The organism is Tateyamaria sp. (assembly GCF_039945315.1).
Taxonomy (GTDB): Bacteria; Pseudomonadota; Alphaproteobacteria; order Rhodobacterales; family Rhodobacteraceae; genus Tateyamaria.
Genome location: NZ_JBDUXB010000019.1, coordinates 1 through 25,843 on the forward strand (window position 1 = coordinate 1; position 25,843 = coordinate 25,843).

Here is a 25,843-nt window from a genome sequence, read left to right on the forward strand (position 1 = left end):
CCGCATATCCACGCTCAACAACCTGCGCCACGGCGTCCTGCTTAAACTCATCCGTAAACCGTATGCCCTTGTTCATATCCGTCTCTCCTTGGTTCCAAAATTACCAAGCAAAGCGTCTACAAATCTAGGGGCACCTCAAACGAACTTCATGGGATTTGAGCACGGGCAGAATGCTTTGAGCGCAATTCTTCTGATCATTCCGCTGAAATTTCTCGGCCAGTTCAGGAAACAGGCTCAGCACCTCTTTACGGGCCTTAGGTGTCATGCTGTGCAACGCTTCGGGTCCGGGCAGCAAGGTTTCTGTCCATGCACCACCTGCACAAACCAACTGATGGCTATCAAGGAGTAGGTGATGATAGCTCACACAGCCGCCATGACGCAGGCGCACGCTGTGATCGTTGACCAGATGGACCGCGGCAACCAAAACCTCAGGCACACCGAACAACAATTCAGCCTTCCAGCCGGTCACCAACACCCGATGCTGTTGAGAGGTTTCAAGGGAATCCGTATTGCCGATGGCGTCCGGTGCAAAAACAACCGAGGCAAAAGGGCCTTTGCGTGCGACCCGGCGCGCCCCGCGCCAGCGGACCGGCATTGCGACACCGGGTGCGGTGGTCACCAGATCGCCTGCGGCAATCATCTCAATGGGGCATGGGCCATCCGGCGTGTCGATCAGCGTACCCTCTGCAAAACAGATAGGGGTGGTGTAGTCACCGGAATCAAAACTGGGCCCTTCCAGTGTGCTGGTGACAGTCAGGGTCACACCGACGGGTGGAAAGTTCCCTGGATCTCCGACAAAGGCAAGCCCCTCGACCGTCCCATAGGCAGGGTTGGAGTTGTTGACGTTGAACGCCACCAGCGTCCAAGAGTTGGTGCCGTCTGTCACAATAAAGGAAAATTCGGCTTCAACAGTTGTGCCTGAGTCATATGTGACCCCGTCCACCGTCTGTGCTCCGTCCAGCTGCTGCAAACTGTCACTGTCCTGAAAATTGTCGTCATCATCCGTGATCGAAATCGGGCGCCACGCGTTGTCGTTGAGCGTGATCTCAATCCCTAGCAGATGGCTGCCATCACCCTGATTGACCCCATCCAGAATGGCGCCATCACTGAGCGTGATGTCGCTTTCATCAAGAACATAGATGTCATAATCGGCCATGCCTTGCGCTCAATACGTCTTTTTCAACGACCTATGCCGGTTTGTCGTGTCGAGACTTGGGCAGAAAGGTGATTTTTCTGAATGCGGGGCGATTTTTTTAACAGCAGCTTGATCGCGTGTACGGGCTGAAATTGAGCACAGCCAATGCCCAGGCGGAGTGAGTGCAAAAAAGACCGTACGATGTGCGCCCCCACAACAAAACTGCTTAGCGACCTAAGAAGTGTCCGAGGTTAAGGTGTTGGCTGCCGCCGTGCGGCAAACCGCTTAACCCCTCCTTAACAAACCCCACCGCACTCCCTGTTAACCCACCAAACCGTGCACAGCCGGTGCATACCTTGTGCACTCATAGTGCACGCCCTGTGCTTGTCCGATTCTCCACAAAACATGGGCGTTAACCCTCGATTCGCGCCGTCCGTCGAAAGCACCCCACGATCCGTTGCGCGCCGCGACCCTCCGGGCCATTGACCAACCCGGCGTTCCGCGACATATCCCATCCCATGATACCGCTTTCACATATCCGCAATTTCTCCATCGTCGCACATATCGACCACGGGAAATCCACGCTTGCTGACCGCTTGATCCAGTCGACCAACACGGTCTCGGAACGGGATATGAAGGCGCAGCTGCTCGACAGTATGGACATCGAGCGGGAGCGCGGGATCACGATCAAGGCCAACACGGTGCGCATCGACTTCACCGCCGAAAACGGCGAGGCCTATGTGCTGAACCTGATCGACACGCCCGGCCACGTGGATTTTGCCTATGAGGTCAGCCGCTCGATGCGCGCGGTCGAGGGGTCTTTGCTGGTTGTTGATGCGTCTCAGGGGGTTGAGGCGCAGACGCTGGCCAATGTCTATCACGCCATCGACGCGGATCACGAAATTGTCCCTATTCTCAACAAGATAGATCTGCCAGCCGCTGATTGCGACCGCGTGGCCGAACAGATCGAAGACGTGATCGGGATCGATGCCTCCGGCGCTATTCAGGTGTCGGCCAAGACGGGGCAGGGGATCACCGAAACGCTTGAGGCCATCGTCGAACACTTGCCCGCGCCCAAGGGCGACCCGGATGCGCCGCTCAAGGCGATGCTGGTGGATTCATGGTATGACAGCTATCTGGGTGTGATCGTTCTGGTGCGCATCATCGATGGGCGGCTGAAAAAGGGCGAGAAGGTCAAGTTCCTCTCCAACAACACCGTGCACCACGTGGACCGCATCGGCGTGTTCCGCCCCGAAATGCAGGTGGTAGACAGCCTCGGTCCCGGTGAAATCGGGTTCCTGACGGCGTCGATCAAACAGGTGCGTGACACACGCGTGGGCGACACGATCACGCACGAACGTCAAAACGTGGAACCGCTGCCCGGCTTTAAGCCTGCGCAACCTGTGGTTTTCTGTGGGCTGTTCCCCGTGGACAGCAACGAATTCGAAGACTTGCGCGACGCCATCGACAAACTGGCGCTGAACGATGCCTCCTTCAGCTTTGAAATGGAAACGTCCGCCGCCTTGGGCTTTGGCTTTCGCTGCGGGTTCCTTGGGCTCTTGCACCTCGAAGTGATCCGCGACCGGATCGAGCGGGAATATGACATTGAGCTGATCACGACCGCACCGTCGGTGATCTATCATGTCTACGAGCGCGACGGGTCGATGACCGAACTGCACAACCCAGCTGACATGCCCGACCCGAGCACCATCGATCACGTGGAAGAACCCCGGATCAAGGCGACGATCCTCGTGCCCGACGAATACCTCGGTGACGTGCTCAAGCTGTGTCAGGAACGGCGCGGCATCCAGATGGACCTGACCTATGCGGGGTCGCGGGCGATGACGGTCTATGACCTGCCGCTGAACGAGGTGGTGTTTGATTTCTATGACCGACTGAAATCGGTGACCAAGGGCTATGCGTCCTTTGACTACCAACTGACGGGCTACCGCGAGGACAATCTGGTCAAGATGTCGATCCTTGTGAATGACGAACCTGTGGATGCGCTGTCGATGATGGTGCACCGCGACCGGGCCGAGATGCGGGGCCGGGCGATGGTGGAAAAGCTCAAGGACCTGATCCCGCGCCACATGTTCAAAATCCCGATCCAGGCGGCGATTGGGGGCAAGGTGATCGCCCGCGAGACGCTGTCGGCGATGCGCAAGGACGTGACGGCCAAGTGCTACGGGGGGGATGCCACCCGGAAACGGAAGTTGCTCGACAAACAGAAGGCCGGCAAGAAGAAGATGCGCCAGTTCGGGAAGGTGGATATCCCGCAGGAAGCATTCATAAGCGCGCTCAAAATGGACAGCTAATCCGTCCATTTTGGGCGCTTAGGAATGCCAGTGCGCGAAAGTCGTATCGCGCACTGGCACTCGGTTCGTGTGGAGGCGATCCAGCTTTCGCCATATGCATATTATTTCATAATCAATAGTTTGCAGGGGTGTCTCAAACATTTTGGGTAAGCCGACCGTGCAATCAAGGGTGGGCTGGGTCCGAAGCTCGCCCCATGAATTCACTCCTGCAATTTCTGGGTTTTTTCCAAAACTTCCACCCTTTCCCGCGCCTTCTCCGCCCGCGCCTTCGCTTCCTTCACCCCGTCCGCAATTTCGCGCAGGTCGTCGATCTCTTTCCCTTCGACCCCCATGTTGTCCGCCACCAGCAGCAGCGCCTCGGTCAGTTTGCCCAGCTGCTTGCCGTAGCTGGCCACTGAGGTGATCACCTCGTGCTCGACTTCCGGGACCCCTTCGATCTCGCCAAAGTTGGGGGCGATGGCTTGGGTGATGTTGCCCGACAGCGGGTATTCGAAATGCGGAGCGAAGGTGAATGGGAACATGGGCGAATCTCCTGTTTTGCTGAAATCAATGCCCGCAAGCCTCGCCGCATTGCAGCAATCGATCAAGTCAGGGAAACCCGTATACGACACCGTTTCTGACCCATGCCAAGCAGGCCAATCGACACGATAATTCTGACTTACCCCCAGCTTATCCACAAGAGATACACATGTAAAATCAACAGCTTATCCCCAAGAAATTTCGCAGAACCGCCAAATTTATGTTGCGCGACTCGCCGCGAAACCGCAGTCTGAATTCACCGACGCAGAGTTCTTCGAACAACGCGGTGGACGCAAAGGCCCCTCAGGGTGGTAAGCAAAACGCAATAGGTCCCCAGGATCAGGTGCGTCGAGTGGAAGCCAAGAGGACATGAGCCAGATCGTGGATCGGAAACGGTACGTGAGAGGGTGAAGTTGCAGGGTTGGAGCGGGGGAGTGCAGGTCGCAAGGCAAGCAGTCTCGGTGACGGGTGGTAACACCCCGAGCAAGCTGGGCCCAAATCGCCCTCTGGGGGGATGATAGGTTCAAGAAGGCGTCAGGTTGGTGAGGACCTCGGTCCACTCCCCTGGCGCCTTTCGCTTTTTCAGGGACCGTTTCCGGGTGAGGCCCTTGTTGATGTGGGTCAAGGCGGCCTCGTGTCCTTTGTTCCATGCTGGCCTCCATCACAACAGGAGGTGCCCATGGACATCGCAACCCAGAAACAGACCCTATTGAACCGTCGCGCCAAGCTGGTCGGTGATATGACCGAGATTGAACACCAGTTGGACGCCCCCGCGACCAAGGATGTCGAGGATCGATCATCAGAGCGGCAGGGCGATGAGGTGTTGGAGGCGCTGGGCCGGGTCGATCTGGACGAGGTAAAGCGTATCGACGCAGCACTTCAGCGGGTCGATGCAGGTACCTATGGCCTTTGCGTCAAATGCGGTGAACCCATCTCGGAAGCCCGTCTTGAGTTGTTGCCGGCCACGCCGTTCTGCAAGCGATGTGCTGTTTAAGACCGAATTGCTGTGAGGCTTTGGCCTTCCGCTAAATAGACAACGGCCCCGCATCTGGTGATCGGGGCCGCATGTTGTGTTCTTTGGATGGATATTCGCTGCCAGGCCAGAGCCCGCATGCGATCCCTTACTTATACCCGAAGGCGGAGTCCGGCATCCAGTCTGGCGCGCCTTTGCCCGCCCGCATCAGCAGGCAGGATGTGCCCACGCGCTGGAAGTAAAGGATGTCGACCGGGTACCAGCCTGCCTGAGGCACTTCGACCTGGACCGCGCGTGTTTCCTGACAGGTTTGCCGTCCATCGAAATAGCCGACCTCTTGCCCGCCGATCCTTGCGTCCAACCCGTCATTGGTCAGAAAGTCGATTGTGTAGGTTCCGGGGCTGTCGAATTTTACGTAACCGGTGATTCCGGCAACCACGTGTTCGACCTGCTTGGAGGTCAACGCTTTTTCACCAGGTGCGGTGTCGCGGTAGTCGAGCCCTTTAAGCGCTGGGCCTGCTTTGGCCTCTTTCAGATAGCGTTTGGCTTGAGCGAGATTTTTGACGTCCAGCGGGTAGGTGTATTTCACCGAAAGCCCCGATTTGAGCCCACTGGGCTGTGGGTTGGCGGGTTTGAGCTTGACCGGTGCGGCGAAGGCGGCCCCCGCCACCAGAATTGCCGCTGCTGCCAGCGCGGCTGTCTTTAACATCTTCATTCCGTTTACTCCCGTTGGTCGCCCGCTTTGGTGGGGCTTTCAATGGCCAGTAGTCTAGAGCGTAGCCTGCCAGAATGACAAGTTGTCCAGCATTATTGTGAACGCTACGCCGCCGGTGCGCGGTAAAAGAGGTAGCGTTCCGGATCAATCGTGTCCGGCCCCGCGATTTGTTCGAGCCCGATCAGCGGCTGTTGTGACAGCACCAGACCGCGCGGTGCCATCACGGCGGCGATCAGCGGGCTGAGTGCGCCGCCTTCTGCTACGTCGAGGTCTTTGACCCCATGGCCGAAGTCGTAATGCGCGAGTGCCATCTTATGCCCCTGTTCGGCCAGCTGCCGCAGCATGTCGTCCGCTTCGCCTTGCAGGAAGTCTTCCGGAGGAGGCACGCAACTGGGGTGCGGCTCCAGCACACGGTCGATCACCCAGATCCGCCGGTTTGGAATCTCCTGCCGCAAGTGGTCGTAGGTCCGGCCATTCCCCAGCCCCATTTCCAGCACGTCGCCCTGTGTGTCGCTGATCAGTGCTGCGGCCCAGTTGATTCCGTCAATCTGTGCGCTCAGGCGGCGGCGCATCGATTCAAGTCTGCTCATGTCGTGCTCTCCATCGTCCATGGTGTTGCGCCACCGTCCAGCAGTTCGCGCAGGAAGGCGGCGGTAAACGTCCAGATGGCCTCTGTGTGGACCAGGTGGTGGGTCAAAAGGCCAAAGGGTTCGCGCGTATCTTCGTTCCCCAAACGCCGTGCTTCCAGATGCTGGCAGGCTTGCGCGATCAGTTGGGCAGGGTCTACCAGATCCCGCGTCCCTTTCCACCAGATCGGGTCGATATGCGTGTTGATCTGGACAAGGCCGGGGGCGGCCTCGGGTGACGTGCGTGGCCCAAATGTGGACAGCGAGGTGTAGCCTTGCGAGGGCAACGCCTGCACCACCTGAGGACTGATCCTGTTCCAAGGGGGAACAAACATGGGACCGAGTGCTGCGCCAAAACGGGCGTGCATCCGTTTCATCGCCTCGGCCGTCTCATCGTTCGCGTCGGTGCGCGGTGTCAGGAATTCGTTTTTCTTGCCGATCCCGGCGCTGTGGTCCTTGTGCGCCCAACCGTGAACGACGGGGATAAGCGGCGCGGTTGCGATGAAGTTGACCAGTGTTTCATCAAGGTGCGCCGGGATGATGGCCAGATGAACCGGCAGGTTAAGGTCGGTGCTGAGGTCCGATAACCGGTCAAGCGCAGGCGTTGCCGACACGGCATCATCGTCGCGCCACCAGATCGGCAGGGCGATCCCGTCGCGTCGAAACGCGCTCAACGCCTCACGCAGTGGGGTCCAGTCAACGTTCATTGCGACACCTGCCTGCCCCGCAAATCGTGGGCAATCTCGACGCTGCGCGCGGCGCCGTTCATGTTCGACTGGCGCGGTGGTCGGACCGGCGCGTTGCGCACGTCTTCTAAGGCCGTGGCGAGGGCCGGGCCATTCAACTCCGCTTGCAGCAGCACCGTGATCCCGTCGAGGTGGCTCAATGCTTCGGAGCGCAATCCCTGTTCCACCTCACCCCCGTCATCAAATGGGACCAGCACGGCAGGCACTCCAGTTTGCAGGACATCCATTGCCGTGTTGTAGCCGCACATGGACACAGACGCGGCGGCCCCCGCCAGCAGTGTGCGGAAATCCGGGCGCGGCGCTTCGATATCGACGTGGGATGGCGCAGCGCGGATGAACCGCTCCCGTCGCGCGTCTGTCCCACCAATAAGGAACAACCAGTGGACCTGAGGCATCAAAGAGGCGGCATCAAGCGCGGCCTCGAAAATACGTTCGCCCACGTCGCCCCCGCCCGCACTGACGAGGATGCTGCCGTGATCATTCGTGTCGGCATTTGGTGGCGCAGGGGCAACAAAGCCGGTGTAGTGCAACGAGGGTGCGAGCGTGTTGGATACGGGCCAGCTGTGCCCAAGCGTCACAAGGTCGGGATCAGAGTGCACCAGCACGCCGTCATAAAAGGCAGCCACCTGTTCGTCTGCAAACACGGCCTTGGCCGGCTTGCTGGGCGGCGCAAGGATATCGCGGATCGAAGACAGGACCAGAGGTGGTGCTTCCATGTCCGTAGCAGCCGCAAGCAGTGCAGCGAACTCGTCGCGCAGGATGCGGCGGCCGAATGGGAACAACTCGGTGATCAGAATGTCGGGAGCACCCTCTGCCAGCGCGTCCAGCAGCATATCACGCCGTGCATCCATATAGGCAGGATCGACGGGTGCGCCGTCTTCGCCCAGCAACATGGTAAAATCGGTCCCGTTGGAATGCACGGGGGGCAGTTGGATCAGGCGCATGCCTTGAGCGTTGAAGTGCGGCACAGGCCGCCCTCCGCTCAGGATGGTGACATGATCCCCATTGACCTGAAAGGCCTGCCCAAGGGTCAGGGCGCGCGCCAGATGCCCTGTGCCTAGCAGGTGGGTAACGACGATCATGACCTTCATGAGGTGGCCTTGATCAGCCGTTCGTTGGTAGGCGCAGCGGTCCAGTTTGTGCCGTCGATGGTGATCACAAACAACCGGTCCCGTTTGATCGCAAAAGGCGCGGGTCCGTCAAAGTTCCAGCCCGTGGCGATAGCCATCAATACTCGCATCACGCCGATATGGCAGATGGCGACGGTATCGCGAGTGAGACCCATCGCCCATGGTTCAAGCCGCTTGCGCAGATCGGCTGGCGCTTCACCACCCGGCGGGCAGTAATCCCAGCCCCAGTCTTCGATATCGCGAAACCCAGATGCCGGATCGGCCTTGAGCACGGCCCCTTGGCCCCCTTCCCAGTCGCCCCAGTTCATCTCCATCAGGGCCGGTTCGGCCTGCGGAGTGCGTCCGGTGACCAGTTCGCCTGTGCCCATGGCGCGCGACAGGGGGCTGGCAACAATGTCCGCGTGTGCCCAGCCCGCGGGGAGACTGAATGCGCGCAGGTGGTCGCGCGCTTCGTCGTCCAGTGGGATGTCGGTGCGCCCCTGAATGCGCCCGGCGCGGTTCCACGCTGTGTGTCCGTGGCGCAAAAGGGCAAGGCGGATCATGTCAGGGACTCCAAGGTTTTGTTCAAGGCTCTGGTTGCGCTGGTTGCGAGATGGCACTCAGCCACGATAGCACGCGCTTTCCCCCCAATGTCACGCAGCACGTTTAGTTTCCCGGTCAGGTTCAGAACCTCTGCCGCAAGCCCGGAAGGACCGGCGTCCACGTCAGCAAGGGGGGCGTAGACCACATCCCGCACTCCGGGTCGGTCCTGTGCCACCACAGGTACGCCTGCGGCTTGCGCCTCTAGGTAGGTCAACCCGAACGCCTCGTTCACGCCCGGCCACAAAAGCAGACTGGCATGGCTGTAGAGTTTAGCAAGCGCTATCGGATCGAGGGCTCCGTGCAGGCGCACGCGCTGCCCAAACGGCTCCATCAAAGCCTCAACTGCGCCATAGGCAGGTCCGTCACCTGCGATATCCAGCTCCCACTCAAGTGAGGACGGCAAAGCCTCTAGCGTGCGCGCAATCAGGGTATAGGAATTCAGTTTGTCCCCTTCGCGCATCATGCCCACACTCAGCATGGGTCCCTCAAGAGTGCTCACCTCTGGCAGATCAATTCTGTCGAGAAAAGGGGGCAGATGGCGCAGGTTTTGTCCGTGGGGCGCATCACGGCGCAACGTTTCGGCGTCCCGATGGGTGAAGTAGAATATGGTATGCGCGGCATCGCTGGCCGCTTCGGCAGCAGCGGCAAACCGTGCCCACTGCCCATCAAGCCGCTTGCGAGCGCGCGTGCTCTCCACTTGCAGGTAGGGGATGTTCAGCGCGCGTGCGACAGTGGGACCGACCAAGTCGGGGGCCTTGTAGTAGTTATGATAGGTAAACCAAGCGCCCCAAGATTGGGCATCGGCGTGGGCCAGCAAACGTGTAACTTCTTCTTGGGCGTCTGCAAATAACGCGTCCTGCGCGGCTATATCTCCGCGAGGTTCGTAAATGCGCAGATCGCTGGCGAGGGTGACGGCGTGGCCACCTGCGTCAAGAGCGCTGATCAGCGCGCGGGCCAGTGCTCGGTCGCCGGACGGCGTCGGGTGGCCGGGTGGTTTGAGGGGCGCGAAAAAGGCGACATTCATGGCTGCATCATCCCGCGCAGGCGTTCGGCAAGATGGTCGATGCCCGGCTGCATGGTGAATTCGGAATGCAACCGCGCGTGGGCGGCTTCAGCTAGTTTGGGCCCGAGGTCCGGCGTTTCGGCCAGCCGCGTCATTTCGTTGGCGAGCGTGACAGGGTCGTCCGCGCATAAAATCCCATGCACGCCGGTGTCGATGAATTCGGGGATGGCGGACACAGGTGTGGAGAGGATGGGCAACTTTTGGCTGGCCGCCTCCATTAACACGTTGGGCAGGCCGTCACGGTCGCCGTCCTTTGCGATGCGGCTGGGCAGGACAAAAAGGTCAGCAGCGCGCATGGCGGCAATCACTTCGGGCTGATCGCAGGCGCCGCACCATGTGATACGCGCGCTGATCCCGTGAGCCTCGGCCCGGGCGCGCATGTCGGCATCAAGCGTGCCGCCGCCGATATGGATCCAGTGCCAGTCGATGTTTCGCTGCAGCAGCGCAAGGGCGTCGATCAGCCTGTCAAACCCCTTTTTCTCAACCAATCGCCCGACAGAGAGCATGGAGAAGGGCGCATCCGGGCTCCGCGGTGTGCGTGCAGGCGGATCGGGAAAGCGTGAAAGGTCGAGGCCGTGGTAAACTAGATCGACCGGGGTTGTGGCCGCGAGCGCATTCAGATGCTCGGCTCCAAACGCAGTGCAGGTTGCTCCAAAGCCTGCACCATTTGTGTCCGCAGCCAGCTTTTCCCGTAACTCCCATTCGGGGGACGTCCAGATATCCTTGGCATGCGCCGAGAACGCCCATGGAAGCCCGCGCAAACCGGCTGTGTAGCGGGCGACGGAAGAGGGGGTATGCAGAAAATGGGCGTAAATGGCTTGCGTGTCACGCGGCAACTCGCGCGCCATCACGCAGGCCTGTCCGAACCGGCGCACGCGGTTGCGGGTTACATCGCGCCGCAAATCGCGCAGGAATTGCGCGCAGGTGCACCAAAACCCGCGGCGCAGAATGGCCGCTCCCAGCCCGCGCAACACACGCAATGGCTCTTGGTGCAGGTATTCGGGCAGGTAGTAGACAGGCGCGCGCAACTGGTCATGCAGAGGATGCGTCTTGGTGTCTGTGGGATGGCGCAAGGACCAGATGGCGAAATCGATCCCGGCACGCTCCAGCGCTACCAGTTCTTGTGCAATGAACGTCTCTGAGAGGCGCGGCCAGCCTTTTACGGCGACGGCCAGACGCGGCTGGGCGTTGCTCATTCCGCAGCGTCGACCAACGTCGAGCGCATAAGCGCACTGGCGCGTTCGATCACCAAATCCAGACCATCCAGCAGACCGTCAGCGCCTGCCTGAGAGGGGCGTTGCTGATGCGGTAGCCCTCGGATGGCCGAGATCATGGAGGCGGCGGTAAGGCCATCGCGGAATTCATCGAGGTTGCGCACAAGGCCCAACTCTTCGGCGCGGTGGGCGCGGATCCATTGTTCCAACCTTGGTTTGGTGCGTGGCACGATGACGGCGCGCTGATCAAAGGACAGCACCTCGCAGAATGTGTTGTACCCGCCCATGCAAATCACACCCTCAGCATTGGCAAAAAGCGATTCAATGCGGCTGTCAAACCCAGTGGCTGTCACGCGGCCATCAAGGGCGGCCACGCGGGATTCAAATGCCTCGCGCCGATCACCGGACAGGAACGGCCCGTAGACCAGCACAGCGTGAGGGGAGAGTTCCGGGTCCTGCTCGTATGCTTGAAGGACGAGATCGACCATTGCTTCGCCGTCGCCGCCACCGCCGGGGGTGACGAGGATGTAGGGTGTATCGGGGACCTCGGCCGGGTCGATAACGGCCCGACGCAAATAGCCTGTCCAATGGGTGCGCGCGCGTACCGAATCTGACAGAGGCAAGCCGACAGTTGGGTCATAGACAGACTTCGGTCCATAGACCCAGAATTCGTCGTAATACGCTTCGGCGGCGTCCAGCGCGCCTTTGCGTTCCCATTCAGAGGCGAGCACTTCGGGTTCGTCCAGAACGTCGCGCAGCCCCAGCACGATGCGAGTGCGGCCAGAGTTGGTCAGCGTTTCGAGAGTGGGCAACAACTCACCACGAAAGCCGGTGGGTTCCTTATCCACGATCAGCAGGTCCGGGTCGTACTGCACGATGGTGGAATTGATCAGACCTTCACGCAAGGAGGTTGTGGCCTCCAGATCCATGCCCGAGTTCTGGCTGACGTAACTGCCATCGGCCAGTTTCTTGACCCCTGGCAGACGCACGTGATCAACGGCGCGTGGGAAAGTAAATCGCCCTGCTACCGGGCTGCCGGTGAGGATGATTGCGGAACCGGCAGTGCCGGACTGGGTCAGCGCCGAGGCCAGCGCCCGGCTGCGTCGCAGATGCCCAAGGCCAAAAGTGTCATGACTGTAAAGAACCACACGTCGGGGGCGTGAACCGGGCTGGGTCAGCGTTTCAGGTTTCGAAGTGACCATCGTGCTCTTCTTTTTGCCGTACTGTTCTGCCAGCGCGCGCGCTGATCAGACCCCTTGTTCCCTCTGGTAGGCAAGCTGCCCAGCCGTTTCAAGCTGTTGCGTTTTCTCACCCATCGCGCGAGTCATAATCCTGCCACCCGACAGGGACGCCTCGATATAGCGCTATGGCATGGAAATATCTCTTTTGCAAAACAAGCAGGGCCACAAAACGCCAATGAGGGAATTGTTTTTGCCAGTGTGCAACACTAGCGTGCTGTCTGCCGTGGATAGGATAGGCCTGCGATGAAAACCAATGTGATCTCGATGGTAGTGGTGCTTGCCTTTGTTTGGGTTGCCAGCCTGTTCCCCATACCCGTGGCCGCCCAAGGGCTGAGCAATTTGCTGTCAGGCTCAGAGACCGAAGCGCCATTGGATATTGACGCGGTGATGGCTGCAGCGGCTGAAAACGGCGTCAGCGTCATTGTGATCGACACCAACGGGCGCGTTCTGACGGATATCGAGGGCCCGGCTCAAACCGACGAAAGTCAGGACATGGGCGGGGCTTTAATGTCCATGCAGGACGATGCGGCGGCTTTTCGCACAGCGCTGTCCGAAGGGTTGCTGAACCTGCCCGCCTCGTTCAACGAGGTGCTGTATATTCTCAGGGCAACAAGCCCCAGCGGCGCTATCTTCAGCTATGTCGAAGTGCTTTTCTGGAGCCTTGTGTTTCTGGGCATCGGAATCCTGTTTCAGAACGAGATTTACGGCAAGCGCATCGTCAAGAATTACGTGGTGGGCCGCATTCTGGAAAAGCCTGTGGGCTACGGGCAAAAGATGCCTTTCCTTATGTTTCGTTTCTTTGTGGGCCTGATCGGAATCGTGATTTCGATGGTTGTGGCGTGGATTGTCGGGACTGTGGTCTTTGGGCCGCTGGAAAATTCGGCCCTGCAGTTCACCGCCACCCTGATCAACGTGGCCTATTTTGTGATCCGGGTTGTGACCAGCATCTGGCGCATGATCCTGTCCCCGTTCCTGTCCCAGTATCGTATCCCGCTTTTTTCTGACCGGGACGCAAAGAAGCTTTATTACTGGTTGTGTGTGGGCACGATCATGGGCATTTCCACCATTCTGTTTGGCGCGTGGATTCGCGAGCTTGGCTTGAATATGGACGTCTTCGTGTTCCTCTATTCCCTGCTGTCGTTTTTTGTGCTGGTTCAGAGCGTGATGATCGTTGTGTTCAACTGGCGCGCGGTGACCAATGCCATTCTGAACGGAACGCCCCCCATCGCCGCAAGCTGGATCCTGCGCATGCTGTCGCGCGCATGGGCCCCTATCAGCATCTTGTTCTTTTTGTTCGCATGGGGCGAGCAGACCTTCCGCCTTGTCTTGGGTGATCCGAACAGTTTCCCGCTTTTGGTCGGAGGCTGGTTCATCCTGACCACCATCATCGTCGTCTATGGTGTGCTGAATTTCTATATTGAGCGTGGTTTTGCGCGCCGCCGATATATGCGTGAGCATGCTCAGGATGATCGCGATGATAACTCGGAGGACAAGGTCCTCTCCGGTCCGCCCCGCGGCGCGGCCCTGACATCTTTTGAAGGTCTTGCCCGCCGGATCGCCGGTATTATCGCCTTTGTCGCAGGCAGTTATGCATTTCTGGGCATGTGGAGTCCGGGAGCAGGATTCGTCGGGGGCAGTGTCTCCGCCCGTCTGCTGGACGTCATCGTCATCATTTTTTTGGGCTACATTGGCTATTATGCCTTTCGCATCTGGATCGACCGCAAGATCGCGGACGAACAGGGCGACATGGGTGAGGGCGAGTTAGGCGACGAAGGAGGCGGCACCAGCGCGTCACGCCTTGCGACTCTATTGCCGTTGTTCCGCAATTTCATACTGATCCTGATTGTCCTGACCATCGGTCTGATTATTCTGATGGAAGTCGGGGTGAATGTTGGCCCGCTCTTTGCCGGTGCTGGTATTCTTGGCGTCGCTATCGGTTTTGGCAGCCAAAGCCTCGTGCGTGACATCTTTTCCGGAGCGTTCTTTCTGTTCGATGACGCGTTCCGCCGCGGAGAATATATCGATGTGGGAGGCGTCAAAGGAACGGTCGAGAAAATCTCAGTTCGTTCGTTCCAGTTGCGTCACCATCTGGGGGCGCTGCACACCATGCCCTTTGGCGAAATTCAGGTGCTGACCAACTATTCGCGTGACTGGGTGATCATGAAGCTGCCCTTGCGGGTGACCTACGACACGGATGTGGAAAAGGTCAGAAAACTGATCAAGAAGCTGGGTGTGGAATTGCTGGATGATCCAGTGATCGGCGACAACTTTATCCAACCCTTGAAATCACAGGGTGTGATCGAGATGCAGGATTCAGCGATGATCATCCGGGTCAAGTTCATGACTAAACCCGGCGATCAGTGGCTGGTGCGCAAAAAGGTCTACGAAGACATCCGTGAGTTGTTCGCCCGGGAGGGTATTCGGTTTGCCCATCGCGAGGTCACTGTTCGGCTCGCCGATGGCGAAAAGAAAGTCGAAGAATTGTCAGACGAGGATCGCAAGGCGATCACGGCTGCGGCGCAGGCTTCTATTGAGGAAGACATGCTTGAGGGCGGTGTCGCGGATGGGGACGACCGATAATCCCTCTCGACATGGGGCCTGAAAGGGCATAGGCGCTCAACGCTTGGTGGCCGGGATCGCCCGGCCCCTTTGCTTTGATAGGACCGAACCCCGTGATTACGCCCCTCCAGACCGCATTAACCGCCCGTGGATATACAGACCTGACCCCTGTGCAAGAGGCGGTCACTGACCCGGAACTGGTCGGTGCTGACCTGCTGGTTTCCGCACAGACGGGATCAGGTAAGACAGTCGGCTTTGGTCTTGCGCTGGGCCCGACACTGCTGGGCGATGAACCGCTGTTTCAGATGGCGGATGCGCCATTGGCGTTGGTGATCGCGCCCACCCGCGAACTGGCAATGCAGGTCAAACGCGAGTTGGGCTGGCTTTACGGCGAGACCGGCGTGGTCATGGCGTCCTGCGTTGGTGGCATGGACATGCGCGACGAACGGCGTGCTTTGGGGCGCGGCGCGCATATTGTTGTCGCCACGCCGGGCCGGTTGCGCGACCACATCATGCGCGGCTCGATCGACCTGACCGCGATCCGCGGCGTTGTGCTGGATGAAGCGGACGAGATGCTGGACCTTGGCTTTCGCGAGGATCTTGAGTTTATTCTCGGCGAATGCCCTGACAGCCGCCGCACCCTGATGTTCTCGGCCACTGTGCCTGCGCAAATCGCGAAACTGGCCAAGACCTATCAAAAGGATGCGATCCGCATCGCGACAACCAGCGGTGAAAAACAGCACGCCGACATCACCTATCAGGCCATGACCGTGGCCAATCATGACGCCGAAAACGCGATCATCAATATCCTGCGGTTTCACGAAGCCCCCAATGCCATCGTGTTCTGTAACACACGTGCGATGGTGAATCGGGTCACCACGCGACTGTCCAACAGGGGATTTCCCGTCGTGGCACTGTCGGGCGAATTGACCCAATCCGAGCGGACCAATGCACTGCAAGCGATGCGCGATGGGCGCGCGCGTGTCTGTGTGGCGACGGACGTGGCCGCACGCGGGATCGACCTGCCCAACCTGGATCTGGTGGTGCACGCTGAGCTGCCGTCCAACCATGAAACGCTGCTGCACCGTTCAGGCCGGACGGGCCGCGCGGGTCGCAAGGGCACGTCCGCATTGATCGTCACGGCTAAGGTCCGCGCCAAGGCCAACCGCATCCTGCGCGGCGCCAAGGTAGAGGCGGAGTGGATCGACGCACCATCAGCGGATGACGTCCGCGCAGCTGATGAAACCCGCCTGCTGGACGATCCAATGTGGACGGATGCGATCACCGAAGGCGAAGGCGATATGGTCGCCAAGTTCGTCGAGGCCTTTAGCCCCGAGCAACTGGCCACCGCGGTTCTGCGTATTCACGGTCTGCGCCATTCCGCGCCCGAGCACCTGTCCGAAGTCAAAGGCGACAAGGCCGCGCCCAAGGCGCGGGCGCCCTTCGGGCCAAGCACGTGGTTTTCTGTTGCGGGTGGTCGCGATCAGGGGGTTGAGGTGCGCCGCCTGCTGCCCATCGTATGCAATGCAGGTGACATCACCAAAGACGACATAGGCGCGATCCGCATCGTCGATGACATGTCTTATGTCGAGTTGAAGACAGAAGCAGTGGCCGGGTTCGTGCAGAACCTTGGACCTGCGATGCAAGTCGAAGGCGGGGCGAGCGTCACGCAGCTAGACGGTGTGCCCGATGCGGCCAGCCAACCCAAGCCACGGTTCGAGGGCAAGCCGGGTGGTCGTCCCAAGCGGGATTTTGGCGACAAGCCGAAACGTGACTATGGCGATAAGCCCAAGCGCGACTTTGGTGACAAACCCAAGCGGGACTTTGGCGACAAGCCCAAACGCGGCTTTGCCGATGCGCCGAGACCGACGGGCAAACCTTCGGCCAAAAAAGTTTGGAACCCCGACACCGCGCCTGCGCCCAAACCGCGTAACGATGCGGCCCCCATCGACTGGAACGACACATCGACCCCTAAACCGCGCAAGCCCAAACCGGGCGCAAAGCCCAAAGGCAAACCGGGCGGGAAAAAGCCATTCGCAAAAGCGCCCAGCACGCTTGAAAAAGCCATGCAGGACGGCAGCGTGAGCGCACCGAAAAAACCGCGCCACAAACCAGATAGTGCGCCGGGCGCGCCAAAAAAGGCGAAATGGAACAGCAAGAAAAACCAGGCCCGCCGCGCGGCTGCCGGCCAAGGTGGTGCGCAGCCCCCCAAACGCAAAGGGTAAGCGGGGTTTTCTAAGCTCTGCGCTTTAGCTTGTGTAAGGGTCCAGACTGTCGCGCAGACCGTCGCCGAGGAAGTTGAATGCCAGCACCACGATGATGATGGGCAGCATCGGGATCGCCGTCCACGGATAGATCTCAATACTCGCAAGGTTCTGCGCGTCGTTCAGCATCACACCCCATGACACCGCCGGCGCCCGCAAGCCAAGGCCTAAGAAGCTGAGTGCCGTCTCTCCAAGGATCATCGCCGGGATCGACAGGGTGGCGGACGCGATCAGGTGGGACATGAAGTTCGGCAGCAAATGGCGTCGAATGACCCGACCGGGCTTGGCCCCCATCATTTCTGCCGCACGTACATATTCCTCCTCTCTCAACGAGAGGAACTTACTTCGCACCGCCCTCGCGAGGCCGGGCCAATCGAGAAGCCCGAGTATGATACTGATAATGAAGAAGACGGACACGGGCCCCCAATTCGACGGCACCGCAGCCGACAGTGCCAGCCAGAGCGGCAGTTCAGGCAAACTTCGCAGGATTTCGATGGCCCGATTCACCACCCAGTCGACCCAGCCACCGAAATAGCCCGCAATGGCCCCGAACCCGATGCCAAGGATAAAGGACACCGTAATCCCGATCAGACCCACGGTCAGCGACAGTTGCGCCCCGTAAGAGATGCGCGAGAACACGTCACGCCCCAGCCGATCTGAGCCAAAGATGAATATCGTCGCCCCTTCGGGCGCGCAGAACAGATGGGTTGTGCTGGGGATGAACCCAAACAGATTGTATTCCGACTTTTCACAGAAGAACTTGAGCGGCATGGGTCGCGTTGTGTCAGTGATGTAGGTCCATCGGTAATTTTCGAGGTCTGCAACCGCCTCCGTCGGATAGACGAAGGGGCCGATGAATTCATCCTCGTGCCAAAGACGGATGGCCTGGGGTGGGTGGTAAAGGTACTCGGCGCTGCGTTCATTGGGCGTGTAAGGCGAGAAGAACCCTGCAAAAGGGATCGCCATATAGGCCAGAAACAGGAAAATGCCGGACAGCAGCCCCAGCCGGTGTTTCTTGAACTTGCGCCAGACCAGCACCCAGTTGGGGGCGTCCATGTCCGTCCGATCAAGGGCCGAAAGGTCCACATTCGGATCGTATGGGGCGTCGTCGATAAAGCGGCCGTCGGGAAGGGTGCTCATGTTCTGTTATCCTTCTCGGGCGCCATAGCGGATGCGCGGATCAAGCAGCACCAGCAAAAGGTCGGAAATCATGGTGCCGATCAGGGTCAGCAGGGCGACAAACATCAAAACGAACGCTGCAAGGAACTGGTCCTGCGATTTGAGCGCGGTCAGCAGCGCGGGCCCGATGGTTTGCAGGCCCAACACCACCGACACCAGAACCGAACCAGACACCATGGCAGGCAGCAGGTTGCCGATGTCGGCCACGAAGGGGTTGAAGGCCATGCGCAGTGGGTACTTCGTCAACAACTTGGTGGGGCCAAGCCCCTTGGCTTGCGCGGTTTCAACGTAAGGTTTGCTCAGCTCGTCCAGCATATTGGCGCGCAGGCGTTGCATCATCCCAGCCGCGCCAGAGGTGCCGATCACAAAGGTCGGAACGATCAGGTGCACAAGGATGGACTGTACCTTGGCCAGCGACATCGGTTCGCCCTCGAACTCCGGGCTCATCAGCCCGCCAATTGGCAGGCCAAGGTATTTGTGGCCGTAGTAGAACAAGATCAGCGCCAGCAGAAAGTTCGGCGTCGCAAGGCCCAGATAACCGACAAAGGCAGTGGTGTAGTCGACCCATGTAGCCGAGCGGGCAGCGGCCAGAACACCAAGTGGCAGGGCAACGAGGTAGACAAACAGAACCGCCGCAAGGTTCACAAGAACCGTCAGCCAAAGCGCGTCGCCTACGATGTCCGCAACAGGCGCATCAAATTCAAAGGACCAGCCGAAATCACCCTGTAACAGGCCGGAAAACCCATTGGGACCGTCCCAGACGCCAACCCAGATCAGATATTGTTCCCACAATGGTCGGTCGAGCGCGTATTCGGTGCGCAGAAACTCGGCCTTTGCGACCCCTTCGGCCTGCCCAGTGGCGCGCAGTTCGGCGATCTGGTTGGACAGGTAGTCACCGGGGGGCAGGTTGATAATGATGAACACCAGCACCGACACAACGGCCAGCGTCAGCAACATCGTGACCAGTCGCCACGCCGCGTAGCGCACAAACATCATTTGCTGACCTGCGCGATTTGTTCATCATCCGAGAAGTAGAATTCGTCGACCCTGTGCACGCCGAAATGGGCGCCGGGGTCCCATGCCCATTTGCCTTTCTCGGGCACATTGCGCAGCCTGTCTGATACCACGACCGGTTGCGGGGCCTCGGACAGGATGCCGATGCCAAACTGCTGGTCGGCGTGAATATCCAGCATTTCGCGCCAGATTTTGGTGCGTTCCGCTTCGATGCTCGTGCCCTGCCATGCCTTGCTGAGATCCATCAGGCGTTGGGCCGCAGGCAAGTCGATTGGTTCGCCTGCCGCGCCGTGTGTCTGGTAATGTTGCCCCCATTTAGGCCAGGCAAAGAACACCTGATCGGTGGGCGCAAGGTAGCTTGGTGGCGTGAAAGGTTGGGGGATACCATTGTCCCATCCGAACCAAACCGCGGCCATGGTCACTCCGGAAAAGACGCGGTTGCGCAGGATGTCACGATCCAGTGGGCGCATGATCAGCTTGATACCCAGATCGCGCCATGTGTCGGTGATGATGGCCAGCGCATTTTCGACTTCTTGGCGCTCGCCCGCAGTCTCAATCACGAACTCCATCGGTCGCCCATCGGGCAGCAGGCGGATGCCGGACGCCGTGCGTTCGGTCAGCCCCATTTCATCGAGCATATTGTTGGCAAGTTCCGGGTTGTAGATTGCCCATTTGGTGAGATTGTCAGGCTCAAAGAACGGGCTGGCGGCCAGCGCGGTCATGCCGCCCTCTTTCCCAAGCCCAAAGTAAAGCGCGCGGTTGATCATGCGCCGATCGATGCCCAAGGACAGTGCGCGGCGGAAGCGCGCATCGCGGATCACTTTGCTCCAAACCGGATCAGCAAAGTTGAGGTTGGGGTAGATCGCGATCTGGCTGGCTGCACCGTTGGACCACAAGTACGTGCGGTATGGGGCGCCATCCTGTTCGCCTTTCTTGAGGATCGATACGTCGCGGAAATCAAGGCCGCGTGCTTGCAGATCGGATTCGCCAGCGTTGGATTTTGCAGCCACCAGGCCTGAGCCGACGATGCCCATTTCGACCACATCAATGTAGGGCAGTTGCGTGCCGCGCGCGTCGACGCGGTGAAAGTATGGATTGCGAATGAACAACTGGCGCGACGAAGTTCCGCTCGCCACCACCCACGGCTGCAACGTGGGCAGGGCGGCGTTGTCGAACTGGTACATGTTGTCCATCTTGTTGTGCAGTGGCGCCCAGCTGCGCACGCGCTTGGCGTCGATCATCGCCTCCATCTCTTCGACGGTGTTGAAGTTCACATGGAACTGTTTGAGGTAATGGGACGGGCGAAAGATGAAAGGCGGCGCGGCCTGCGCCAGCATTTGCAGGAAGTTTGGATTGGGGCGCGGGAAAGTGACGACAACCGTGTAAGGGTCGGGAAAAGACATGGTTCCAAATTCTTCGCCCACACGCATGACTTCGGGCGGGCCATTGGGGCTGAGTTCCGGGTTTTGGGCGACGTGTTCCCACCAGTATTCAAAGTCGGCAGAGGTGAAGGGCGCACCATCTGACCAGCGGTGGCCGGGGCGCAGGTGAAGGGTAAAGACGCGCCGGTCTTCGACCTCATAATCCCGCAGAATATCCGCCTTTAGTCGGTATTTTTCGTCATAACCCACAAGGCGCGCGTATCCGTAAACAACCATTTGGCGGACGTCTTTGGACCGCGTGACCATAGTGCGCAATGTGCCGCCCTGTGTTCCGAATGTGCGACCCTTGGCTTCGAGATCGACGATCAGCGGGGTTTCGGGAATGCGCTGAGCTGCGGGGTCCATCTGGCCTTTGGCAACTTCGCTTTCCCAGAATGGGCTTTCATTGATGAGGGTCTGTGCCGTGGCGGGCAGGGCCAGGCAAGTGGCAAGGATGAGAGCGGCAAAACGGTTAAACATGGCAACGTACCTTGTGTCCGGGTTGGACTTGAATGAGGTCAGGGGCATCGATCCCTTCAAAACGGAATTCTTCAGACCACCCATCAGGGGACCCCGCCCCACGCGACACTTCTTCAAGGTCAATAGGACGGTCCAGGTCTGGTTCGGGCTGCGCCGCGATCAGTGCCTTGGTATAGGGGTGGCGGGGGTTGTAAAACAGAGTGTCCGGCGGGGCCTGTTCGACCACAACGCCCTGACGCATCACGGCAACTTCGTCCGCGATGCGCGCGACAACGGCCAGATCGTGACTGATGAACAGGTAACTCAGGCCCATACCGTCCTGTATGCGTTCTAGCAGCGTAAGTATCTGTTCCTGAACGGACACATCGAGCGCCGAGGTCGGTTCATCACAGACCAGCAGAACCGGATCGAGCGTGAGCGCGCGCGCAATAGACAGTCGCTGGCGTTGTCCGCCGGAAAAAGCATGCGGATAGCGTTTGAGCATATCCGGATTGAGACCCACCCAGCGCAGCATTTCGGCGGCCTTGTCACGCCGCTCCTGTTTGGACCCGATCTTGTGGATTTCCATTGGCTCGGTCAGCGCCTCTTGCACCCGCATGCGGGGGGACAGGGACGAGTAGGGGTCCTGAAACACCATCTGTGCCTGACGTTGGAAGGCGACCTTTTGAGCGCGGGTCAGAGCGCCGATATTGATGGGCTCTGCGCCTGCTCCTGGGCGAAACAGAACCCGCGACCCTTCGTCCGGCACTTCGGCTCCCAGTGCGATCCGGGCGCAGGTGGTCTTGCCCGACCCGCTTTCGCCCACCACAGCCAGTGTTTTGCCGCGCGGCAGTTTGAGAGAAACGTCGCTGCACGCATGCACCAGCTTGCGTTCGCGCCATCCGCCTGCGCGGACGGAGTAGGTTTTGGAGACGGATTTAAGTTCGAGGATCAGATCATCTTCGACCACCGGCGGCGAAGGCTCGGCAACCTCCGGGATCATCGGCGCCGCGGCGAACAGTTTTTTTGTATAGCCGTGACCCGGTGCTCCAAGGACAGCCGCAGCCGGGCCGCTTTCCATTATGTGGCCTTTGTTCATCACCACGACGCTGTCGGCCATATTGGCGACGACTCCCAGATCGTGGGTGACAAGGATCATTGCCATACCTGTGTCGCGTTGCAGGTTTTTCATCAGGCCAAGAACTTGCGCCTGCGTGGTCACATCCAACGCAGTGGTCGGTTCGTCGGCGATCAGTAATTCCGGTTTGGCCACCATCGCCATAGCGATCATCGCGCGTTGGCGCATGCCACCGGACATCTCGAATGGATAGGCGCGGTAGGCGCGTTCGGCATCGGCAAACCCGACCCTCTCGAAGGTGGCCAGCACATCGCGCTTGGCCTCTGAAAGGCTCATGTCACGGTGCAGTGTCAGCACCTCGCTTACCTGATTGCCGATGCGGTGGAGCGGGGAAAGAGAGCGCATGGGTTCTTGAAAAATCATCGAAATGGCATCGCCACGAACGGCTCTGATGTCTGAATTGCTGAGGCCGAGCAGGTCAGCGCGCGACGCGCCGGTCCCAAATTCAATAGACCCGCTGCGCAATTGCGCGGCGCCCGGAAGGATACGCAGGACCGAACGGCAAGTGAGCGTTTTACCCGACCCGCTTTCCCCGACGAGGGCCAGCGTTTCACCCGCATGAACGGAAAAATTTACACCTGCCACGACAGGCGGTGCTTCGCCAAAGCCGATAGAGAGGTTTTTTACGTCCAGCAGGGGGGCCATAGGGCGTCCTTTGTTGCGCGTGCGTGCCAGAGTTCAGTCAACCCGATTCCGACACTCAGGTCCATACACTGGTTATGCCGGAATTGTTGCTACACATTTTTGTCGTTCTGGCGCATCTAGAGGAAAAGCCAAAGGAATGCGCGCATGAGCCAAAGCCGTCTTGATCTGTTTGTCGACCGTATGGTTTCCCAGCGTGCCTGTCTGGATTATGCCGCCGCCGCGATTGCGGATGTGCCGGGCCCTGTGTTCGAGTTGGGCCTGGGCAATGGTCGCACCTATCACCACATGTGCCATATCATGCCGACCCGCGATATTTTCGTCTTCGAACGCGCAATTGCGTCCCACCCTGACAGCACACCGCCCGAGGGTCAGGTCCTGCTTGGCGATGTATATGACACGTTGCCTCAGGCATTGGAGCGTTTTGGGCCCACTGCGGCGCTGATCCACGCGGATCTTGGTGGCCATAATCGGGTCAAGAACGATATCTTCGCACGCAACGTCTCGCCCTTTGTTGAGCCCCTGTTGGCGGTCGGCGGGCTGATGGTGGCGTCGGATCGGATGTATTTTGAAGGTTTGGTGGAACAGCCATTGCCGACAGATGCCGTGCCTGGACGGTGTTTTATCTACAAGCGCGAGGCATGATCTGGTGGGCGCGCTGACGCGCGGAGACATGTTTTAGGGGCGCGGTCGCCAGGAGTTTTCTAAAACAGAAAAGGGTGAGCGTGCCCTATGACTGGTGACGCTGCGGCCTTTTGAGAAACGCTTGCCCTTTTGCGCGGCGCGCCTAGGCTGTGCGCCAAGGGAGAAATTCATGAGCGACAAGATTGCCTATGCACGGCACGGCGATATCGCCGTGCTTACCGTAAAGAACCCACCTGTAAATGCGCTGAGCCAGGCCGTGCGTCAGGGCCTTTGGGATGGCATGAACAAGGCCGAAGCCGACACCGGCGTGCGCGCGGTCCTCATCGTTGGCGAGGGGCGTGCGTTTTTTGCAGGAGCCGACATTAAGGAGTTTGGCAAGCCTCCGCTGGACCCGCACCTGCCCGACCTGATCCGCCGGATAGAGGCATCGCCCCTGATTGTTGTGGCGTCTATGCATGGTGTGTCCCTTGGTGGCGGGCTTGAGGTCGCTTTGGGCTGTCACTACCGTATTGCGGTGCCGTCGGCCCGGGTGGGTCTGCCCGAAGTGCATTTGGGTTTGATTCCGGGTGCCGGAGGTACGCAACGTCTGCCCCGTCTCACCGGGGTGGATGCGGCACTGGATGTTATGACGACCGGCCGCCCGATCGGCGCGGCGCAGGCCCATGATCTGGGCATCATTGATGTGATCAAAGACGGCGATCCGGCGGAAAACGGGCTGGCCTATGCACAAGAGCTCCTGGACGCTGGGGCCATACGGCGCGCGGTGAGCGAATTGCCGTTGCCCGCGGCGATCGACTGGGATGCAACGTTTGATGCCACGCTGGCCCGGTCCAAAGGTCAGATCTCACCCGCGTGGTGTGTCAGAGCGATCGAAGCCGCCTATGCCGGCGATTTCGAGGCCGGGATGAAAGCTGAGCGCCAGATTTTCTTTGACCTCATGCAGACTGATCAGCGCAAAGGCATGATTCACGCCTTTTTCTCGGAACGTGCGGTGGGCAATCTGCCAGAACTGAAGGGGGTTGCGCCACGTGAGGTGAGCCGGATCGGTGTGATCGGAGGCGGCACCATGGGGGCTGGCATTGCCACGGCAGCCCTTCTGGCCGGGCTACGCGTCCATCTGCTCGAGATGTCGCCCGAGGCTGGAGAAGTTGCGCGTGGTCGTATTGAAAGCAACCTGTCCGGGGCGTTGAGGCGCGGCAAGATCAGTGCAGACCAGCATGCGGCCATCCTTGGCGACGCCTTGCAGGTGGTGACGGATTATGACGCGCTGGCCGAGGCTGATCTGGTGATCGAAGCCGTTTTCGAAGACATGGCCGTGAAAAAGGTGGTTTTTGCCGAACTGGACCGGGTCTGCAAACCGGGCGCGGTGCTGGCCTCCAACACCTCATACCTTGATATCAACGAGATTGCGGCGACTACTTCGCGGCCCGGCGATGTGCTGGGACTGCACTTCTTTTCTCCGGCGCATGTCATGAAGCTGCTGGAAGTGGTGGTGGCCGATGCGACGGCGCCAGACGTTGCTGCAACCGGTTTTGCCTTGGGCAAGGCGTTGGGCAAGACTTCTGTGCGTGCGGGTGTCTGTGATGGGTTCATCGGGAACCGCATCCTGTCGACTTATCGCACGTGTGCAGACCACATGATTTTGGACGGCGCCTCACCCTATCAGATTGATGCAGCCCTTGAGGCGTTTGGATTTGCCATGGGGCCTTTTGCCGTGGCCGACCTTGCCGGGCTTGATATCGGCTGGGCCGTGCGCAAACGCAAACGGACCGAGGGGCTTGATCCACGCGCGCGCGACGCCGCTTATGCGGATAAGTTGTGCGAAGACGGGCATTTCGGACAAAAGACCGGCAAAGGCTATTACGACTATGCCGCCGGTCCCAAAGCCCGCGTTCCGAACCCGGATGTGATGCCGTTGATCGAGGCGGAGAGGGCCGCGCAGGGGATCACACCGCGCGACTTTGATGACGAAGAGATCGTGCGCCGGTACATGGCCTCAATGGTCAATGAGGCGGCCAAGGTTGTCGGCGAAGGGATCGCGCGGCGCCCGCTGGACGTGGATATGACGCTGCTCTTTGGCTATGGTTTTCCGCGCTATCGCGGCGGGCCTTTGAAATGGGCGGACATCGTCGGGCTTGAGAGTTTGCTGAGCGATATCAAAGGCTACGCAGAGGCTGATCCGTATTTTTGGGCGCCCGCGCCACTTTTAGAGAAGCTGGTGGCCGAGGGCCGCACCTTTGATGACCTGAACAAGGAGGGTTGA

At 59.6% G+C, this 25,843-nt stretch carries 20 protein-coding genes; 6 read left to right on the forward strand and 14 right to left on the reverse strand.

Translation table 11 applies throughout. The annotated features are described in order from the left end of the window. Nucleotides 1-124: 124 nt before the first annotated feature. Nucleotides 125-1,156: a Hint domain-containing protein gene (locus tag ABJD00_RS05070; RefSeq protein ID WP_413835651.1), complete on the reverse strand. Its 1,032-nt coding sequence runs from the start codon at nucleotides 1,154-1,156 to the stop codon at nucleotides 125-127. A gap of 497 nt (nucleotides 1,157-1,653) precedes the next feature. Between ABJD00_RS05070 and lepA the strand changes: the two genes are divergently transcribed. Further along, complete coding sequence (gene lepA / locus ABJD00_RS05075) at nucleotides 1,654-3,450, forward strand: translation elongation factor 4 (protein WP_413835648.1); 1,797 nt, start codon at nucleotides 1,654-1,656, stop codon at nucleotides 3,448-3,450. A 200-nt stretch (nucleotides 3,451-3,650) separates the two neighbouring features. Here lepA and ABJD00_RS05080 read toward each other — a convergent pair whose 3' ends face one another. Next, the gene (locus ABJD00_RS05080) at nucleotides 3,651-3,971 is read right to left on the reverse strand and encodes a hypothetical protein (protein ID WP_413835646.1); all 321 of its coding nucleotides are present in this window, start codon (nucleotides 3,969-3,971) and stop codon (nucleotides 3,651-3,653) included. A gap of 677 nt (nucleotides 3,972-4,648) precedes the next feature. On the opposite strand from ABJD00_RS05080, the gene ABJD00_RS05085 reads away from it, so the two are divergent. Beyond that, nucleotides 4,649-4,963 (forward strand): TraR/DksA family transcriptional regulator, encoded by a 315-nt coding sequence (locus ABJD00_RS05085; RefSeq protein WP_108836534.1) that lies wholly within the window; start codon nucleotides 4,649-4,651, stop codon nucleotides 4,961-4,963. Nucleotides 4,964-5,090: 127 nt separating this feature from the next. Here ABJD00_RS05085 and ABJD00_RS05090 read toward each other — a convergent pair whose 3' ends face one another. The 8 genes from ABJD00_RS05090 to ABJD00_RS05125 form a co-directional block, all read right to left on the reverse strand. Continuing rightward, nucleotides 5,091-5,657, reverse strand: a complete 567-nt coding sequence (locus ABJD00_RS05090) for a PA14 domain-containing protein (RefSeq protein WP_348201603.1) — start codon at nucleotides 5,655-5,657, stop codon at nucleotides 5,091-5,093. 104 nt (nucleotides 5,658-5,761) lie between these two features. Next, on the reverse strand, nucleotides 5,762-6,247 hold the full coding sequence (locus ABJD00_RS05095) for a class I SAM-dependent methyltransferase (RefSeq protein ID WP_413835643.1): 486 nt from the start codon (nucleotides 6,245-6,247) through the stop codon (nucleotides 5,762-5,764). Further along, nucleotides 6,244-6,990 carry a polysaccharide deacetylase family protein gene (locus ABJD00_RS05100; protein ID WP_413835640.1) on the reverse strand — a complete coding sequence of 249 codons (747 nt, stop codon included), beginning with the start codon at nucleotides 6,988-6,990 and terminating at the stop codon, nucleotides 6,244-6,246. Before ABJD00_RS05100 ends, ABJD00_RS05095 begins: the two co-directional genes overlap by 4 nt. Next, entirely contained in the window at nucleotides 6,987-8,120 is a 1,134-nt protein-coding gene (locus tag ABJD00_RS05105) for a glycosyltransferase family protein (protein ID WP_413835638.1), read from the reverse strand. Before ABJD00_RS05105 ends, ABJD00_RS05100 begins: the two co-directional genes overlap by 4 nt. Continuing rightward, the gene (locus ABJD00_RS05110) at nucleotides 8,117-8,701 is read right to left on the reverse strand and encodes a histidine phosphatase family protein (protein WP_413835635.1); all 585 of its coding nucleotides are present in this window, start codon (nucleotides 8,699-8,701) and stop codon (nucleotides 8,117-8,119) included. The genes ABJD00_RS05105 and ABJD00_RS05110 overlap by 4 nt, the downstream gene beginning before the upstream one ends. Next, nucleotides 8,698-9,765, reverse strand: a complete 1,068-nt coding sequence (locus ABJD00_RS05115) for a glycosyltransferase family 4 protein (RefSeq protein ID WP_413835632.1) — start codon at nucleotides 9,763-9,765, stop codon at nucleotides 8,698-8,700. The genes ABJD00_RS05110 and ABJD00_RS05115 overlap by 4 nt, the downstream gene beginning before the upstream one ends. Beyond that, nucleotides 9,762-11,000 (reverse strand): glycosyltransferase family 4 protein, encoded by a 1,239-nt coding sequence (locus tag ABJD00_RS05120; protein WP_413835629.1) that lies wholly within the window; start codon nucleotides 10,998-11,000, stop codon nucleotides 9,762-9,764. The genes ABJD00_RS05115 and ABJD00_RS05120 overlap by 4 nt, the downstream gene beginning before the upstream one ends. Continuing rightward, nucleotides 10,997-12,220 (reverse strand): glycosyltransferase family protein, encoded by a 1,224-nt coding sequence (locus ABJD00_RS05125; RefSeq protein WP_413835627.1) that lies wholly within the window; start codon nucleotides 12,218-12,220, stop codon nucleotides 10,997-10,999. The genes ABJD00_RS05120 and ABJD00_RS05125 overlap by 4 nt, the downstream gene beginning before the upstream one ends. Nucleotides 12,221-12,502: 282 nt before the next feature. On the opposite strand from ABJD00_RS05125, the gene ABJD00_RS05130 reads away from it, so the two are divergent. Next, nucleotides 12,503-14,839 carry a mechanosensitive ion channel family protein gene (locus ABJD00_RS05130; protein ID WP_413835624.1) on the forward strand — a complete coding sequence of 779 codons (2,337 nt, stop codon included), beginning with the start codon at nucleotides 12,503-12,505 and terminating at the stop codon, nucleotides 14,837-14,839. Between the two features lie 92 nt (nucleotides 14,840-14,931). Continuing rightward, on the forward strand, nucleotides 14,932-17,043 hold the full coding sequence (locus ABJD00_RS05135) for a DEAD/DEAH box helicase (protein WP_413835621.1): 2,112 nt from the start codon (nucleotides 14,932-14,934) through the stop codon (nucleotides 17,041-17,043). Nucleotides 17,044-17,067: 24 nt separating this feature from the next. Here ABJD00_RS05135 and ABJD00_RS05140 read toward each other — a convergent pair whose 3' ends face one another. The 4 genes from ABJD00_RS05140 to ABJD00_RS05155 are packed head-to-tail and all read right to left on the reverse strand — an operon-like array spanning nucleotide 17,068 to nucleotide 22,938. Continuing rightward, a complete protein-coding gene (locus tag ABJD00_RS05140) occupies nucleotides 17,068-18,222 on the reverse strand; it encodes an ABC transporter permease (protein ID WP_413835618.1) in 1,155 nt (384 codons plus the stop codon). Between the two features lie 6 nt (nucleotides 18,223-18,228). Next, the gene (locus tag ABJD00_RS05145; protein WP_413835615.1) at nucleotides 18,229-19,257 is read right to left on the reverse strand and encodes an ABC transporter permease; all 1,029 of its coding nucleotides are present in this window, start codon (nucleotides 19,255-19,257) and stop codon (nucleotides 18,229-18,231) included. Then, nucleotides 19,254-21,176 carry an ABC transporter substrate-binding protein gene (locus tag ABJD00_RS05150; protein ID WP_413835613.1) on the reverse strand — a complete coding sequence of 641 codons (1,923 nt, stop codon included), beginning with the start codon at nucleotides 21,174-21,176 and terminating at the stop codon, nucleotides 19,254-19,256. The genes ABJD00_RS05145 and ABJD00_RS05150 overlap by 4 nt, the downstream gene beginning before the upstream one ends. Next, the gene (locus ABJD00_RS05155; protein ID WP_413835610.1) at nucleotides 21,169-22,938 is read right to left on the reverse strand and encodes a dipeptide ABC transporter ATP-binding protein; all 1,770 of its coding nucleotides are present in this window, start codon (nucleotides 22,936-22,938) and stop codon (nucleotides 21,169-21,171) included. The genes ABJD00_RS05150 and ABJD00_RS05155 overlap by 8 nt, the downstream gene beginning before the upstream one ends. 144 nt (nucleotides 22,939-23,082) lie before the next feature. Here ABJD00_RS05155 and ABJD00_RS05160 point away from each other — a divergent pair, with 144 nt between their 5' ends. Together ABJD00_RS05160 and ABJD00_RS05165 are read left to right on the forward strand one after the other, a co-directional pair. Next, a complete protein-coding gene (locus tag ABJD00_RS05160) occupies nucleotides 23,083-23,580 on the forward strand; it encodes a class I SAM-dependent methyltransferase (RefSeq protein WP_413835608.1) in 498 nt (165 codons plus the stop codon). Nucleotides 23,581-23,749: 169 nt separating this feature from the next. Then, nucleotides 23,750-25,843 carry a 3-hydroxyacyl-CoA dehydrogenase NAD-binding domain-containing protein gene (locus ABJD00_RS05165; protein ID WP_413835605.1) on the forward strand — a complete coding sequence of 698 codons (2,094 nt, stop codon included), beginning with the start codon at nucleotides 23,750-23,752 and terminating at the stop codon, nucleotides 25,841-25,843.